Source organism: uncultured Amaricoccus sp., from assembly GCF_937858865.1.
Classification (GTDB): domain Bacteria; phylum Pseudomonadota; class Alphaproteobacteria; order Rhodobacterales; family Rhodobacteraceae; genus Amaricoccus.
Window position 1 is genome coordinate 1 of sequence record NZ_CALLYO010000404.1, and the last position, 14,341, is coordinate 14,341.

15 protein-coding genes are annotated in these 14,341 nt (G+C 72.8%); 2 read left to right on the plus strand and 13 right to left on the minus strand.

Going from position 1 to position 14,341, the window contains the following annotated elements:
• Nucleotides 1–232: 232 nt before the first annotated feature.
• The 5 genes from Q0112_RS11830 to Q0112_RS11850 are packed head-to-tail and all read right to left on the minus strand — an operon-like array spanning nucleotide 233 to nucleotide 4,482.
• Nucleotides 233–1,066: a sulfite exporter TauE/SafE family protein gene (locus Q0112_RS11830; protein WP_297975582.1), complete on the minus strand. Its 834-nt coding sequence runs from the start codon at nucleotides 1,064–1,066 to the stop codon at nucleotides 233–235.
• Nucleotides 1,066–1,815: a GntR family transcriptional regulator gene (locus Q0112_RS11835; protein ID WP_297975583.1), complete on the minus strand. Its 750-nt coding sequence runs from the start codon at nucleotides 1,813–1,815 to the stop codon at nucleotides 1,066–1,068. Before Q0112_RS11835 ends, Q0112_RS11830 begins: the two co-directional genes overlap by 1 nt.
• Nucleotides 1,812–2,660, minus strand: a complete 849-nt coding sequence (locus tag Q0112_RS11840; RefSeq protein ID WP_297975584.1) for an ABC transporter permease — start codon at nucleotides 2,658–2,660, stop codon at nucleotides 1,812–1,814. The genes Q0112_RS11835 and Q0112_RS11840 overlap by 4 nt, the downstream gene beginning before the upstream one ends.
• Nucleotides 2,657–3,472: an ABC transporter ATP-binding protein gene (locus Q0112_RS11845; protein WP_297975585.1), complete on the minus strand. Its 816-nt coding sequence runs from the start codon at nucleotides 3,470–3,472 to the stop codon at nucleotides 2,657–2,659. Before Q0112_RS11845 ends, Q0112_RS11840 begins: the two co-directional genes overlap by 4 nt.
• Before the next feature lie 2 nt (nucleotides 3,473–3,474).
• The gene (locus Q0112_RS11850; protein WP_297975587.1) at nucleotides 3,475–4,482 is read right to left on the minus strand and encodes an ABC transporter substrate-binding protein; all 1,008 of its coding nucleotides are present in this window, start codon (nucleotides 4,480–4,482) and stop codon (nucleotides 3,475–3,477) included.
• A 213-nt stretch (nucleotides 4,483–4,695) separates the two neighbouring features.
• Between Q0112_RS11850 and Q0112_RS11855 the strand changes: the two genes are divergently transcribed.
• Entirely contained in the window at nucleotides 4,696–5,406 is a 711-nt protein-coding gene (locus tag Q0112_RS11855) for a fumarylacetoacetate hydrolase family protein (RefSeq protein ID WP_297975589.1), read from the plus strand.
• A 64-nt stretch (nucleotides 5,407–5,470) separates the two neighbouring features.
• Here Q0112_RS11855 and Q0112_RS11860 read toward each other — a convergent pair whose 3' ends face one another.
• The 8 genes from Q0112_RS11860 to Q0112_RS11895 form a co-directional block, all read right to left on the minus strand.
• Entirely contained in the window at nucleotides 5,471–5,800 is a 330-nt protein-coding gene (locus Q0112_RS11860) for a hypothetical protein (RefSeq protein ID WP_297975591.1), read from the minus strand.
• A gap of 43 nt (nucleotides 5,801–5,843) precedes the next feature.
• Nucleotides 5,844–6,350 (minus strand): hypothetical protein, encoded by a 507-nt coding sequence (locus Q0112_RS11865; protein WP_297975593.1) that lies wholly within the window; start codon nucleotides 6,348–6,350, stop codon nucleotides 5,844–5,846.
• 20 nt (nucleotides 6,351–6,370) lie between these two features.
• Nucleotides 6,371–7,594, minus strand: a complete 1,224-nt coding sequence (locus Q0112_RS11870; protein WP_297975595.1) for a hypothetical protein — start codon at nucleotides 7,592–7,594, stop codon at nucleotides 6,371–6,373.
• A gap of 65 nt (nucleotides 7,595–7,659) precedes the next feature.
• Nucleotides 7,660–8,415 (minus strand): TfuA-like protein, encoded by a 756-nt coding sequence (locus Q0112_RS11875; RefSeq protein WP_297975597.1) that lies wholly within the window; start codon nucleotides 8,413–8,415, stop codon nucleotides 7,660–7,662.
• On the minus strand, nucleotides 8,405–8,809 hold the full coding sequence (locus Q0112_RS11880; protein ID WP_297975599.1) for a YcaO-like family protein: 405 nt from the start codon (nucleotides 8,807–8,809) through the stop codon (nucleotides 8,405–8,407). Before Q0112_RS11880 ends, Q0112_RS11875 begins: the two co-directional genes overlap by 11 nt.
• Entirely contained in the window at nucleotides 8,809–9,543 is a 735-nt protein-coding gene (locus Q0112_RS11885; RefSeq protein ID WP_297975601.1) for a YcaO-like family protein, read from the minus strand. Before Q0112_RS11885 ends, Q0112_RS11880 begins: the two co-directional genes overlap by 1 nt.
• A 164-nt stretch (nucleotides 9,544–9,707) precedes the next feature.
• Complete coding sequence (locus Q0112_RS11890) at nucleotides 9,708–12,722, minus strand: AAA family ATPase (protein ID WP_297975603.1); 3,015 nt, start codon at nucleotides 12,720–12,722, stop codon at nucleotides 9,708–9,710.
• Between the two features lie 107 nt (nucleotides 12,723–12,829).
• On the minus strand, nucleotides 12,830–13,618 hold the full coding sequence (locus Q0112_RS11895) for an inositol monophosphatase family protein (protein WP_297975605.1): 789 nt from the start codon (nucleotides 13,616–13,618) through the stop codon (nucleotides 12,830–12,832).
• 275 nt (nucleotides 13,619–13,893) lie between these two features.
• On the opposite strand from Q0112_RS11895, the gene Q0112_RS11900 reads away from it, so the two are divergent.
• On the plus strand, nucleotides 13,894–14,341 hold a 448-nt coding region (locus Q0112_RS11900; RefSeq protein ID WP_297975606.1), incomplete at its 3' end, for a TerC family protein.

The window sequence follows — 14,341 nt, forward strand, 5'->3', positions numbered from 1 at the left end:
CTGGGCGATGGCCGTGGTGGTGATCGAGGCGCTGCCCGAGTAGGCCGGCGGGTCGAATCGGTCTCGAGGGGAATTCCGTTCGTGTTAACAGCGGCTTGGGCGGGCTGGAATGCGGCTGGAAGGAGGCTGGAAAGCGGCCATACGAATTGCGGCCGTGACCGGAGGTTAACGCGAGGCCGCGCGGGCGCGCGCGGCAGGACCGATGAGCGGTCGCGCCGGCGGCCGCGGGCGGCTATCCGCCGCGGACCATGGCGAAGAGGAAGCGGGCGCAGACGGTGAGGAGGAAGAGGCCGAACAGGATCTCGAGGCGGCGGCGCGGCATGGCGTGGGCGAGGTTGACGCCGATCTGGGTGGTGAGGAGCGTCATCGGCACGATGAGGGCGACGCCGAGCAGCGAGACGAAGCCTATGGCGTCGGGCGGAAGGCCGGGGCGGCCCCAGCCGGAGATCATGTAGCCGATCGTGCCGGGGATCGAGATGAGGACGCCGACGCCGGCCGAGGTGGCGACCGCCTGGTGGATCGGGCGGCCGTGCAGCGTCAGGATCATCGTCGAGATGGCGCCGCCGCCGATGCCCATCAGCGCCGAGGCGAGCCCGACGAGCCAGCCCCAGGCGCGCAGCGCGAGGCCCCTCGGCATCTCGGTGGCGACGCGCCAGCGGTCGCGGCCGAAGAGGAGCTTGCTGGTCGTCAGCAGCCCGACGGCGACGAAGACGCCCTGGAAGACCGCGGGGCCGGCGGTGCGGGCGATGACGGCGCCCATGCTGACGCCGATCAGGATCGGCAGCGCCCAGGCGCGCAGGACCGAGGGGTCGACGGCGCCCTTGCGGTAGTGGCCGAGCGCCGAGCGGATCGAGGTCGGGATGATGATCGCGAGCGAGCTGCCGACCGCGAGCGGCATGGCGATCTCGGGCTCGGTGCCGAGCAGGCGGAAGACCTCGAAGAGGACGGGCACGGTGATCGCCCCGCCGCCGACGCCGAAGAGGCCGGCGAGGACGCCGGTGACGGCGCCGCCGGCGGCGAGCGCCCCGGCGAGCCAGAGGAAGGAGGCGAGGCCGAGCGTGCCCATCAGTGCCGGCCCTCGTCGCCGGCCGGGCCGGCGGCGCGGACCTTCGCCTCGTAGAGCTCGAGGGTGAGCTGGTACTGCGCGACGAGATGCTCGGCGGCGGCCTCGGCGTCGCCGCGCAGCGCCGCGTCGGAGATCCGGCGGTGCTCCTCCTCGGAGTTCCGCCGCGGGTAGGTGTTGGAGTCGGAGATGTAGCGGTAGCGTTCCGCCTGGTCCATCAGCTCCTCGCAGAAGCGCAGCAGCCACTCCGAGCCGCAGTTGGAGATCAGCGCGCGGTGGAACTGGCGGTGGCGGACCTCCCACTCGCGGTTGTCGTCGGCGTCCTGCGCGTCGGTGCCGAAGAGGAAGGGGGTGCGCAGCAGGCGGTGCAGCGCGAGGACGATGCCGTCCTCCCAGGCCTCGGTGCGGTTGCGGACCGATTCGACGAGCGCCCGCCCCTCGAGCCAGCAGCGCGCCTTCACGATGTCGCGGAACTGCTCGATCGAGAGGACCGGCACCGAGAAGCCGCGCTGGTCCTCGTGATCGACCATGCGCTCGGCGGCGAGGCGGTTCATCGCCTCGCGCACCGGGTTGGTGCCGGCGCCGTAGCGGAGCGCGATCTGCTCGACCTGGAGCCGCTCGCCCGGCGCGAGGGCGCCGCGGAGGAGGTCGCCCTTGAGCCGGCGGTAGACGAGGGTCGCCGCCGTGGCCTTGCCGCCGGCACGCGCGAAGTCGTCGCCGCCGGCGGCGGCGGAGCGCGCCGGGCCCTTCATGCCAGGCCTGCCGTTTCCGAGATGGTCGAGCGGTGCCAGAAGACGAGCCGGCGCTCGACGAGGACGACGACCCAGAAGAGGGTGAAGCCGAGCAGGCTGAGGTAGAGGATGAGCGAGAAGACGCGCGGGGTCTGCAGCTGCGAGGCCGCGACGCGGATGAGCTCGCCGAAGCCCTTGCCGCCGCCGAGGAACTCGGCGGTGATGGCGCCGGCCATGACGCCGACGGCGGCGATCTTGAGGCCGGTGAAGATGTGCGGCAGGCCGGTCGGCAGCTTCATCTTGAAGAGGGTCTGCCAGCGGCTGGCCCCCATGGTCTTGAAGAGCATGCGCGCGTTCTCGTCGTGGGCGTGCAGTCCCGCCGCGGTGCCGACGACGATGGGGAAGGTGGCGATGAAGGCGGCGAGCGCGACCTTCGACGCGATGCCGAAGCCGAGCCAGGCGAGGAAGAGCGGCGCGAAGGCGACCTTGGGCATGGTGTCGATGGCGACGAGGTAGGGCAGGACCGCCCGCTCGCCGAAGGCGGTCTCGCCGACGAGGATGCCGAGGCTGAAGCCGATCGCCATGGCGAAGAGGAAGCCGAGCAGCACCTCCTGGGTGGTGATCCAGAGCGCCTTCAGCATGTAGCCGCCGGAGAGGAGGTTGCGGGCGACGAGCTGGATGTCGGCCCAGGTCTCGCCCGGCGAGGGCAGGATGATCGGCGAGACGATGCCGAAGCTGTGCACGAACTGCCAGAGCGCGACGACGGCGACGAGGAGGCCGACCATCGCGACCGAGCGGGGGATGCGGTCGATGAGCGAGACGTGCTCGGTCCAGACGGTATCGCCCTCGGGGGCGGTGCTGCTCACTGGAAGGCTCCCTTGTCGAGGAGGGATCGGATCTGCTGCACGTAGGCGCCGAAGGCGGGGCTGACCATCATGTCGGTGGTGCGCGGGCGCGGCAGGTCGATGTCGATCTCGGCGATGATGCTGCCTGGGCGGGAGGACATGACGTGGACCCGGTCGGAGAGGAAGACCGCCTCGGAGATCGAATGGGTGATGAGGAGGGCGGTGGCGCTGCGCGACATGCAGATCCGCTGCAGCTCGAGGTTCATGAAGTCGCGGCTGATCTCGTCGAGGGCGCTGAAGGGCTCGTCGAGGAGCAGCACCTGCGGGCGGGTGATCAGCATGCGGCAGATGGCGGCGCGCTGGGCCATGCCGCCGGAGAGCTGGTGCGAATAGACCGTCTCGAAGCCCTTGAGGCCGACGAGCTCGAGGATCTCGCGGGCGTCGGCGTGGGCGGCGCGGGCGGCGGCGCGGCCGTCGCGGATCTCGATGGGCAGGACGATGTTCTCGATCGTGGTGCGCCAGGGGAAGAGCGTCGCCTGCTGGAACATCATGCCGATGTCGCGGCGCGGGCCGGTGACGGGCGTGCCGTCGAGGACGACCCGGCCGCTCGTCGGCGGCACGACGCCGGCCATGATCTTGAGGAGCGTCGACTTGCCGCAGCCGGAGGGGCCGATGACCGATGAGAAGCTGCCCTCGGTCAGGGTGACGTCGACCGGCTTCAGGGCCTCGATGCGGCCCTGGCCGTAGGTCTTCGACACGCCGCGGAGCTCGTAGACCGGCCGCGCGTCGCGGCCGGTCGGGGGCGTACCTGTCGGGCCGGTGGGAGACGCCACCGTCAGTCCTGGTTCCAGTATTCGACGAACTCGTTGGTATAGGCGGCCTCGAGGTCGTCGAGCGGGGCCGGGATGGTGCCGGTCGCGACGACGCTCTCGTGCCACTTCTCCCAGTCCTCGGGCGGCTGGTAGCCGAGCGGCCGGCTGGGGTCGACCGAGGTCATCCGCTGGCTGACCGCCTCGTAGACGCCGAGCGCGAAGTCGCGGTCCTCGGCCTCCTGCGGGTTGGCCGCGGCGGCATGCTCGAGCACCTTGTCGATGTTGGCCGGGTCCGTGCCGAACTTGTAGCCGCGGACGATGGCGCGGCCGAAGCCCTTGATGACCTCGGGGTTGGCGTCGATGTAGGCGCGGGTGGCGGCGAAGCCGTTGGCGAAGTAGCCGAGGTATTCGTCGGGCGTGATCTCGCGCAGCGGGATGCCGCGGGACTCGATGATGACCATGTCGACGGCGGCTGCGGCGTAGGCCTCGACCTCGTCGTTGAGGAAGGCCGCGGCCGCGGTGCCGCCGTCGCCGACGGTCAGGAACTCGTAGTCGGTGCCCTCGGTCAGCCCGGCGTCGGTGAGGATGTTGCGGGTGAAGCCGACCTCCGCGCCGTCGGCGGTGCCGACGCCGATGGTCGCGCCCTTGAGGTCGGCGGGGGTCTGGACGGCGGATTCCTCGCGCACGACGACGCCGAAGCCGGTCTTGGGGTAGAGGTTGTAGAGGAAGACGACGTCCTCGCCGCGCGAGCGGGCCGCGAGCACCGGGCCGGGGCCGGGCTGGCCGATCTGGCCGGTGCCGGAGGCGAGCGTCTGCAGCACCGAGGCTGAGCCGTTGACGGCCTCGACGCTGACGTCGAGCCCTTCCTCGGCGAAGTAGCCCTCGCCGATCGCCACGTGCAGCGGGAAGACGTTGAGCGCCGAGGGGTTGGGCAGCACCACCGTGACCGGCGTCTGCGCCAGCGCGCCGGCGGCCGGAAGGGCGGCAAGCGCGAGACCCGCCAGGATCGACCTGGCAAAGCGGAATGTCATTGGTGTCCTCCCATCTTGTGCCGGCCGGTGCCTGGGGCCGGCCTTCCCCGTCGTCGCCAGCGATCAGCGGGCAAGGATACACTATCGGACGAGGATACCCTGTCAAATGCAGATCGGGACGGATCATACATTTTTCGGTTGCCGCCTCTCGAATCCGTGCTAGGTCTGCGGTCAACCCGGCCCCCGGAAGCCGGCCAGATCGGAGGGACGAAGATGATGGACGGATCGGATCGCGAGGGCGGGCTGGTGATTCCGGCGCCGGAGCGGACCACCATCGCGGTGACGGGCAGCGACAAGCGCTTTCCGGTGCGGCGGATCTACTGCATCGGCCGCAACTACGTGGCGCACGTCGAGGAGATGGGCGGCAGCGTCGACCGCGATCCGCCGATCTTCTTCCAGAAGCCGACCGACGCCGTGGTGGCGAGCGGCAGCACCATCCCCTATCCGACGATGACCGGGAACCTGCACCACGAGGTCGAGCTGGTCATGGCGATCGGCAAGGGCGGGCGGAGCATCCCGGAGGCCTCGGCGCTCGATCACGTCTGGGGCTACGGCGTCGGGCTCGACATGACGCGACGGGACATCCAGGGCGGGGGCAAGCCCTGGGAGATCGGCAAGTCGTTCGACAACTCCTTCCCGGTCGGCGCGCTGAGCCCGGTCTCGGAGGTCGGCCATATCACCAAGGGGGCGATCCGGCTGACGGTGAACGGCGCGACGCGGCAGGAGTCCGACATCGGCCTCCTGATCTGGAAGCTGCCCGAGATCATCGCCCGGCTGTCGGAATATTTCGAGCTGCAGCCCGGCGACGTGATCCTGACCGGCACGCCGCACGGCGTCGGGCCGGTCGTCGCCGGCGACAGGCTGGTCGGCACCATCGAGGGGCTCGCCCCGCTCGAGGTGAGCATCGGGCCGAAGCTCGCCTGACGGGTCAGTCAAGCGCGGCCCGTGCTTTCGCACGGGCGGGATGGGGACGGCGCAGCCCTCCTCGTCAGTTGGCGCTTTTATCCTCCGCCGGCCGGGCACCGTCGACGAGCTTGCGGACCAGCGACACGACGTCGCCGTCGGGCCAGTCGTTCAAGCCCCTCCCGACGTCGAGGAGTTCGTCGAGGGGCCTCCAGGGGTCGCTTGCCCGCGCGCGCGCGCTGCCCGTGATCTGCAGCCTGCCGGCCTGGGGTGAGCCGCCGTCTCCGGTCACCGTGAGCGGGATGGCTTCCCAGGCGGGCGAGCTGAAGTTCTCCTTCAGAACGTTGTCGTTGTTGTAGCGGTCGCGGATGGTGATGTCCTGGACTTCTTCGGTGAAACGGATGGAGACTTTCATTCTGCCCCCCTCATGAAGCGGTCGTGGCCACAGCGGCCGGGTTTCACTCGCGCGTCAGGCGTCCGCCGCGGTGCGCCATCTGCAGGTTGATCGAGTAGGTGTTGGGCGAGCGGCGCCCGGGCAGGTTGGCGTCGAGCACGAGCGCCTGCGCCGTGTCGTAGGTCGTCGCCACCTCGAGGAGCTGGGTGACGGTGTGGATGCGCCACATGCGGTAGACCGGCGTGCCGGGCTGGTTCAGCCGCAGCTCGAGGTCGAAGCCGCAGCCCACCGGATCCTCTTCGGCCGCGTCGGTGACGACGAAGGCGCGCACCTTGTCGAAGCGGTAGCAGTGGCCCTCGAAGGCGTAGCCGTAGGCGAGCACCATCGAATAGTCGTCGTGCGACATGGGCGCGGTGTCGACGAGCTGCACCCGCAGCTCGTAGCCCCGCCCGCCGAAGAAGCTCGAATAGTCGTGCAGGCGGTTGAGCTTCACGCCGTAGAGGATGATCTCGTCCGGAAAGTAGGTGCCGGTCTGGGCCGGTGCCGGAATGTTGCAGCCGTCATCGCTCATCGTTTTCTCCCTCGGTCATTTCAGGTCGGCTCGAAGATGCCGCGCCAGCCGAAGCAGTCCTCGATCTGGGGCGCGAAGGGGCGGCCGCGGCCGCGGTCGACCGCCACGAGGAAGGCCTCGGCGGCGGTGGCGAAGTCGAGATCGTAGGGGTCGAGCCGCGGCCACGAGCGCACCAGCGCCTCGCCGACGATGTCGCGCGCCTCGGCGAGCGCCGCCTTCACGGCGAAATGGCGGAACTCGTAGGCGGCGGCGTCGTCCGCGAGGGCGCGCTCGATCAGCGAGGGCTCCATCTGCCGGCGCAGGTCGCTGAAGCGGCGCGGGTCGATGTCGGAGAGGCCGCGGTCGTAGAGCAGCGCCTGGTGCACCTCGATGAGGCTGTCGAAGAGGGCGCCGCCGAACGGGCGCGAGCGGTCGTGCACCTCGCGGCTCACGTCGCCGAGGCGCAGCGAGTTGCTGAAGGTGCGGATCTGCCGCTCGTTGCTGGTCTCGGCGAAGCGGTCGAGCTCGTTCTCGAGGAGGAGATTGCCGCGGGTCCGTCGCAGCAGGCGGTCGAGCGCGGTGTCGAAGTGGAGGAGCCCGAGCAGCGAGAGGAAGTCGGCGACCGCCTCGTGGTAGGCGAGGAAGTCGGGGCCGCCCTCGCCGTCCTCGGGCAGGCCGATCTCGCCGAGCAGCACGAGGTGGCCGACCTCGTGCGCGATGGCGTCGAAGTTCAGCCCGTAGCAGCTGCGCCGGTCGGCCCGGTCGCTCTCGCCGAGCTCGAGGTAGCCGAAGCCCGACTGGGCGTTGTCCCACTCCGGGATGCGCGGCACGATCTCGAGCCGGTCGACGGTGGGCTCGAAGTACCAGGGGATCTCGCGGCCGACGTAGCCCTCGCAGATGTCGAGCACACGGCGCACGCAGGCGTAGACGTGGGCGTCGAGGAAGCCGTCGGTGCCGGGCTCGAGATAGTCGAAATGGCCGTCCGGTCCCGGCTCCGCCGGCGGGCGCAGCCGGCCGGCGTAGGGCGGCAGCTCCGGGAAGAAGTAGGGGACCTTCGGCTCGACCGGGTTCGCCACGTACATGCGGCGGTCGGCGGGGCCGGCGGTGATCCGGCCGGGCGGGAGGCTCAGCCAGACGACCTCCGGCTTCTCGTAGCCGGGGACGTAGGGCGGCTGCGGGAAGACGCGGAAGCGCGTGCCGAGGCTCGCGCCATCCGTTCCCCCGCCCGCAGCGGGAGAGGCCGGGACCGGCTCCATTCTCGTCACGCCATCCGCCCCCCCGCGCAGGTTCTAGCCTCGCATCGCCCGGCAGTTCCCGGCGCGAGTATACCCTACGCGGGGAAGGCGAGATAGTCGTCCCACTGCCCCGCCGCCTCGAGATCGGCCGCCCAGGCCTCGGTGAGCTCGAACGGGAGCCGTGGGAGCGGGGTGCGGGGCGCGGTGGCGAGGTGGCGGAGGAGGGCGATGGTGTCGGCGCGCTTGGCGTCGACGGCGTTGCCGGGGAGCCATTCCTCGAAGGCGTCGATCTCGGCCGGGGCGATGCCGGCGGCGCGTGCGGCGGCGATGGTCGCGGGGTAGCTGCGGTCGAGGAAGCCCTGCTGCCGGGCGAGCCTCTCGAGTGCCGCGCGGGTGAGCGGGGCGAGGATGCCGCGGCGGGCGGCGCGGCGGAGGGTCAGGCGCATGTTGACCAGCGCCTCACCGAGGGGGGCCGATCCGAGTTCGGGCGGGGTCATCCCTACGGCGACCTCCTCGTCGTCGGCGAGGGGGATGCGGCGGTACCAGCGGTAGATCAGCCCGTGGCCGATCATGCCGCAGGGGGCGAGCTCGGCGGCGCGGAGCGCGCCCATGCTGGCGGCGCCGTGCATCTCGACGCCCTGGGACATGGCCCAGAGGATTTCCTTGTGGCGCACCGCCGGGCGCTGGGCGAAGGCGCCGTCGACGATGGCGATGGCGGCCGGGCGGTGGTCGAGGACGGCGCGGAAGACGCTGCCCTGCTCGGCGGGCGGCAGGTAGAGGGCGTCGAGGTGGGTGCGGGCCTCGGCGACCGGCAGGGTGGGGCCGAGGAGGACGGCGATGTCACCGGCCATGCGCGGCCTCCGGGTTGGTGTGGAGGGGCGGCGCGACGAGGCGCACCACGGCGAGCGGGATGTCGGGGTCGGCGAAGAGCGGCACGGCGATCGCCGCCCGCGCGCCGGCGGTGGCGAGGGCGGCGACGATGCCGGCGAGATCGCGGGGCGGCGGGTCGGCGGGCATGGGCGTGCCGCCGGTGTCGAGCTGGCGGCGCCAGGCGGCGAGGTGCTCGGCCTCGGGGCCGGTGCGGTAGAGGTCGGCCGTCACGTCCTCGCGCGCGCCGGCGATGGCGGTGAGCCGGGCCTGGGCGGCCTCGAGGAGAGCGCGGGCGAGGGCGGCGTCCTCGGTGGTGTCGCAGCCGAAGCCCTCGGCGGGGAGGGGCGCGAGGTCGGGGCCTGCGGCGCGCTGCATCAGGTGGCACCAGTAGACCGGCAGGCCGTGCGGAGTCGGGATGCGCCAGATGCCGGCGACCGCCGCAGCCGGTCGAGGAGCGGGGCGGAGCGGGCGCCGGCGACGCTGGCGGCGGCGATGCGGAAGCGGTCGAAGAAGTGCGGCATGGCGAGGGCGCGGTGGCGCGCCTCGCGCTCGAGGAGTTCGAGGCAGGCATGGCGGAGCGCGCCCTGGAGGTCGGTCCCGGCGGCGAGGCCGCTGGTGTCGCGCGGCAGCCAGGCGGGGTGCGGCGAGGGGAGGGTGTAGACGGTGTCGACGAGGGCGAGCGGCACCGGGCGGGGGCGGGCGGCGAGGAGGTCCCAGCCCTCGATCCAGGCGATGGAGGCGGCTGGGTCGGGGGCGCGGCGGCAGAGGTCGGCCCAGAGGTCGGTGTCGTCCGGGGGCGCGCGCCAGGTCCGCTCGGGGGGGATGCGCTCGGCGGCCCAGGTCTCGAGCGATTCCATCAGCGCGGCGATGGCGGCCTCGGGGAGGGTGGCGCCCTTGCCCTGGGTGACGGCGTTCGAGCGGGCGAGCGGGCGGATGACCTGGGCGACCGGCACGCCCGCGCGGTCGAGGCCGGTGAGCGCGCCGAGGCGGGTGATGCCGAAGCGCGCGCGCCGCGCCCAGAGCCGGCGGACGGTCGCCTCGATCGGCGGGGGAGCGGCGGTTGGTGTGGCGAGAAGGTCGGCGAGCGCGGCCGGCGGGATCATATGCATGGGGCGGCCGCGGCGGACCTGGCCCTGCCGACCTCTCCAATGAGCACGGGCGCGCCTGCCGGGGGGCAGGCAGACGCAGCCCGTGCTTTCGCACGGGCGGGGATGGGGGGGCGGTGCCTCCTCTCGTCAACCGGCGGGATTGTGGCAATCACGCGGATTTCCGGTCAGCCGCCGCGGCCGATGGCGCCGAGGTCGGCGCGCGCCCGGTCGGCGAGCCAGGCGGCGCCCTGCTTCTGGCCGAGGTCGAGGGCGCGCTTGAGGTCGCGGCGGACGATGGCGGGGCCGGCGCCGGCGGCGGCGCGGAGCCGTCCCCGGCGGCGGTAGAGCTCGGGGAGCCAGAAGAGCTGGCCGCCCTTGAGCCCCTGGGTGATCGCCGTCTCGACCAGCCCGAGCGCGGCGGCGGGGCGGCCGGCGCGCTCGAGGATCTCGGCCTGCATGTCGGCCTGGATCGACATGTTCTCGTCGGTGCCGATGCGCTGCTGCAGCGCGAGGCCGTCCTCGAAGCGGCGCATCCCGTCCTCGAGCGCGCCCGAGAGCGCCGCGGCCCAGCCGGCGAAGACGTCGGCGCGGGCGCGGCTGGCGGCGAGGCCGTGGGTGTCGGCGACCGCGCGCATCCGCTCGGTGAGGGCGAGGACATCAGCGGCGCGGCCCTGGCAGCGGCGCAGGACGACGGCGTAGTAAAGTGCGTGCACCAGGCTGCCGACGTGCTCGGTCGCCTCGGCCCAGGCGAGGCTGTCGGCGATGGCGGCCTCGGCGCCGGCCTCGTCGCCCATGAAGGCGAGGGAGAGCGCCCGCTCGCCGAGGCCGCAGACCCGCGCGTCGTGGCCGCCGTAGATGGCGCGGTTGCGCTGGGCGCGCTCGGCGTCGTAGAGCGCCAGCCCCTCGGCGACGCAGTCGAGGCAGAACTGGTGCTGGCCGGCGTGGAAGTTGGTCGCCCAGGCGCAGTGGTAGGATTGCAGGCGGATCTCGGGGTCGTTCACCCGCGCGAGGTCGTCGATCAGCGTGCGGGCGCGCGCCCGCTGCACGGTGATGTTGCGGGCGGTGAACCACCAGCCCCAGGAGATGGCGAAGCGGTCGGCGAGGCTGCCCTGGCTCTGCCGGCGGCAGATCGACATCGCCCGCTCGTAGATGCGGCGGGTCTCGGGCGAGCCCTCGCCGGTCAGCGCGGCGGCGACGACGCCGCGGAGCTGCAGGGCGTCGAGGCGGAGCTCGGTGCGCTGCGGCCCGCCGGCGACGGCGGCGAGCTGCCCCTCGGCGGTCTCGAGCAGGTGGTCGGCCTCGGGCATCGCCGAGCGGATGACCGAGGCCTCGGCGGCCGCGATGGCGAAGCGGGCGGCGTCGAGCGGGAAGCCGCCCTGGGCGCAGTGCCAGGCGGCGAGCTCGTTCGGCATCCCGAGCGACTCGCCGGCGACCAGCCGGCGGGCGATGCGCTGGTGGAGCCGCCGGCAGTCGGTCCTGAGCAGGCTGCCGTAGGCCGCCTCCTGCAAGAGCGCGTGGCGGAAGCGGTAGCTGGTCTCGCCGTCCGCGGCGCGCGCCTCGAGGATGCCGTGGCTGACGAGCTCGGCGAGGTCGGCCTCGATCGTCGCGGCATCGGGCCCGGGGTCGAGCACGCGCTCCATCACCCCGACGCCGAACTCGCGGCCGATGACGCTCGCGACCTGCGCCATGCGCCGCGCCGCGCCGGCGTCGGCGAGGCGCGCCGAGAGGAGGTCGTTGAGGGTGGTGATGCCGTTCTCGACCAGGAGCGCGCGCCAGTCGGCGGCGGTGCTGCCGCTGCCGGCCCGGCGCAGCAGGAAGTCGGCGAGCTCCTCGCCGAAGAGCGGCACGCCGTCGCTCTTGTCGCGCACGAACTCGGCCAGCCCCGGCGGGACCTTCCCCTCCCAGAGGCAGGAGACGAGATCGGCCATCGCCGGGCCGCTGAGGCCGGCGAGCGCGATGGTCGTCGCGCCGGACGGGCCCTGCCGCTGGCCGCTGCGGCTGGTGGCGAGGACGAGGGCGGGCAGGGCGTGCGCCGCCTCGCCGAGCCGGTCGATCAGCTCGGCGGTCATGCTGTCGGCCCAGTGGGCGTCCTCGAAGACGAAGAGCTGCGGGCCCGGGCGCGCGAGCGCGCGGAAGAGGTCGACCGCCGCCCCGATCACCTCGTCGCGGTAGCGCGCGCCGGAGAGGTCAGTGGCCAGCAGGTGGGCCGAGGTCCGCGGTGTCTTCGCCGCGGCGAAGGAGGCGAGCACCTGCGCCGCGCCGGCGTCGAGCGGGATGCCGCGGGCGGCGAGCCGGGTGCCGAGGGCGCCGGGGTCGCGCTCGGAGAGCGCCTCGCGGCCGGCCAGCGTCTCGAGGAAGGTGAGGAAGGGGTGCAGCGGCCGGTGGCTCAGCCGCTCGTGGCACTGGATCACCCGCTCCTCGCCCTGGCCCTCGCGGGCGGCCTCGCGCCGGAGCTCGGAGACGAGGCGCGACTTGCCGATGCCGGCTTCACCCACCACCCAGACCGCCTGCCCGGTGCCGGCGCGCGCCTGCGCCCAGGCGCGGCGCAGCGCGGCGAGCTGGCTGTCGCGGCCCTGCAGCGGCGCCCCGGCCCCGCGCACGGCGGCGAAGCGGTCGACGACCGCCCGCGGGCGGAGCGGCCGCCAGAGGCGGACGGGCTCGGCGAAGCCCTTGAGCCGCGCCGTGCCGAGCGGGCGGTAGTCGAAGCTCGCGCGCGTCAGCCGGTAGGCGGTGTCCTCGACCACGATCGAGTTGGGCGCCGCCTCGGCCTGCGCGCGGGCGGCGAGGACCGAGGCGGTGCCGAGGAGATCCTGGCCGTCGGCCGAGATGACCATCATGCCGGTCGCGACGCCGATGCGCAGCTGCAGGCCGGCGAGCCGCCCGCCGCGCGCCCGGCCGAAACGCTCGATGAGGGCGAGCGCGGCGCGCACGGCGCGCTCGGCGGAATGCTCGGACTGGCGCGGATAGCCGAAGAAGCCGCAGCCGCCGTCGCCGAGCTCCTGGTAGACGTGCCCGCCGTGCTGGCGGATGAGGCGCGAGGCCTTGCCGTGGAAGTCCTTGACGATCTCGGCGTATTCCTCCGGCCCGCGCGCGACGAGCAGCTCGGTCGATCCGACGATGTCGTAGAAGAAGGCGGTGATCTGCCGCCGCTCGCCGGCAAGCTCGATCGTCGGGTCGTCGGTGGCTCGGACGGTACGCATAATGCGAAACGATACCACCCTTGCCGGCGAATCAATCCATTTCCGCCGCAAGCTGCCGGTTTCCCCGGATTCTTCGCCCCTGCCCCGGGCGGGGCGCGGAAACTGGCTCAGCCGGCGCGCATGAGCGCGAGGGCGGCGGCGTGCAGTGCCGGGCTCGCGGCGGCGATCACCGTTCCGCCGGCGAGCGGCGGGCGGCCGTCGAGGCCGGTGACGACGCCGCCCGCCCCCTCGATGATCGGGATGAGCGGGACGATGTCGTAGGCCTGCAGCGAGCTCTCGATGACGAGGTCGATGAAGCCGTGGGCGAGCAGGCAGTAGGAGTAGCAGTCGCCGCCGAAGCGGGTCATGCGCACTGCCGCCGCGACGCGGTCGAAGCCGGCCTGCACCGCCGGACCGAGGCGCGGGTGGGTGGAGTAGAGGATCGCCTCGGCGAGGTCGGTCCTGCCCGAGGCGCGGAGCGGCTGGCGCGATCCGGCATGTACCAGCCAGGCGCCGGAGGGGCCGGCGAGGAAGGTCTCGTCGAGGTAGGGCTGGCGCATGATGCCGCCGACCGGCCGCCCGGCGTGGAGCAGGCCGAGCAGGATCCCCCACTGCGGCACGCCGGAGATGAAGGCGCGGGTGCCGTCGATCGGGTCGATGATCCAGGACCATTCGCTGGCGCCGGGGGTGAAGCCCTCCTCCTCGCCCTGGATCGGGCTGTCGGGCCAGGCGCGGGAGAGGCCGGCGCGGATCATCGCCTCGACGCCGCGGTCGGCGGCGGTGACCGGGTCGAAGGCGCCGGGGCCGAGCTTGTTCTCGACCGCGAGCGGCCGGCGGAAGTGGCCGAGCGCGAGCCGCCCGGCCTCCTCGACCAGCGCCAGCGCCAGCGCCAGGCGCTCCTCGATCTCCTGCTGCATGCGGCGATTCTCCGACCTCGGTGCCGGGCGAGCATGGACCGGGCGCCGAGGCGCGGGAACCATCGTCGCGGACCGGCCATCGGCGGATTTCCGCCGATTGCTGCGCGCGCCGCGCCGGGCGCCTCCGCAAGGCCGCGGGCCTCGCCCATATGGCGGCATGGCCCCAGGCTGCGCGGAGGGGATTGTCGCTGCGACACAAACCTGCCGTAGTGCCACCGGAAGGCTGGCCCGTCGTCGGCGGGTGGATCCGCTGCTAGCCATGGAGTGACCCCCCGATGCCCTTCCTCGACGCGATCGCGCCGCACTTCGACTTCCTGACCAGCCCGGCGGGATGGGCGGCGCTGGTCACGCTGATCGCCATGGAGGTGGTGCTCGGCATCGACAACCTGATCTTCATCTCGATCCTGACCAACAAGCTGCCGCCCGAGCACCGGGTCAGGGCGCGGCGGCTCGGGATCGGCGCGGCGCTCATCATGCGGCTGCTGCTGCTCGCCACCATCTCCTACATCGTGGCGATGACGACGCCGGTCTTCACCGCCTTCGGGCAGCCCTTCTCCTGGCGCGACCTGATCCTGATCGCCGGCGGCCTGTTCCTGGTCTGGAAGGCGACCAAGGAGATCCACCATTCGGTCGATCCGGCGGATCACAAGGACGACACGGTCGGCAAGGCGGTCAGCACCACGCTCGGCGGCGCGATCTTCCAGATCCTGCTGCTCGACCTCG

Bases quoted from the DNA above. Each gene is read 5' to 3' on its own strand.
- Q0112_RS11830 (WP_297975582.1), bottom strand. From the start codon at position 1,066: ATGGGCACGCTCGGCCTCGCCTCCTTCCTCTGGCTCGCCGGGGCGCTC.
- Q0112_RS11835 (WP_297975583.1), bottom strand. From the start codon at position 1,815: ATGAAGGGCCCGGCGCGCTCCGCCGCCGCCGGCGGCGACGACTTCGCG.
- Q0112_RS11850 (WP_297975587.1), bottom strand. From the start codon at position 4,482: ATGACATTCCGCTTTGCCAGGTCGATCCTGGCGGGTCTCGCGCTTGCC.
- Q0112_RS11855 (WP_297975589.1), top strand. From the start codon at position 4,696: ATGATGGACGGATCGGATCGCGAGGGCGGGCTGGTGATTCCGGCGCCG.
- Q0112_RS11860 (WP_297975591.1), bottom strand. From the start codon at position 5,800: ATGAAAGTCTCCATCCGTTTCACCGAAGAAGTCCAGGACATCACCATC.
- Q0112_RS11865 (WP_297975593.1), bottom strand. From the start codon at position 6,350: ATGAGCGATGACGGCTGCAACATTCCGGCACCGGCCCAGACCGGCACC.
- Q0112_RS11875 (WP_297975597.1), bottom strand. From the start codon at position 8,415: ATGGCCGGTGACATCGCCGTCCTCCTCGGCCCCACCCTGCCGGTCGCC.
- Q0112_RS11880 (WP_297975599.1), bottom strand. From the start codon at position 8,809: ATGCAGCGCGCCGCAGGCCCCGACCTCGCGCCCCTCCCCGCCGAGGGC.
- Q0112_RS11885 (WP_297975601.1), bottom strand. From the start codon at position 9,543: ATGCATATGATCCCGCCGGCCGCGCTCGCCGACCTTCTCGCCACACCA.
- Q0112_RS11890 (WP_297975603.1), bottom strand. From the start codon at position 12,722: ATGCGTACCGTCCGAGCCACCGACGACCCGACGATCGAGCTTGCCGGC.
- Q0112_RS11895 (WP_297975605.1), bottom strand. From the start codon at position 13,618: ATGCAGCAGGAGATCGAGGAGCGCCTGGCGCTGGCGCTGGCGCTGGTC.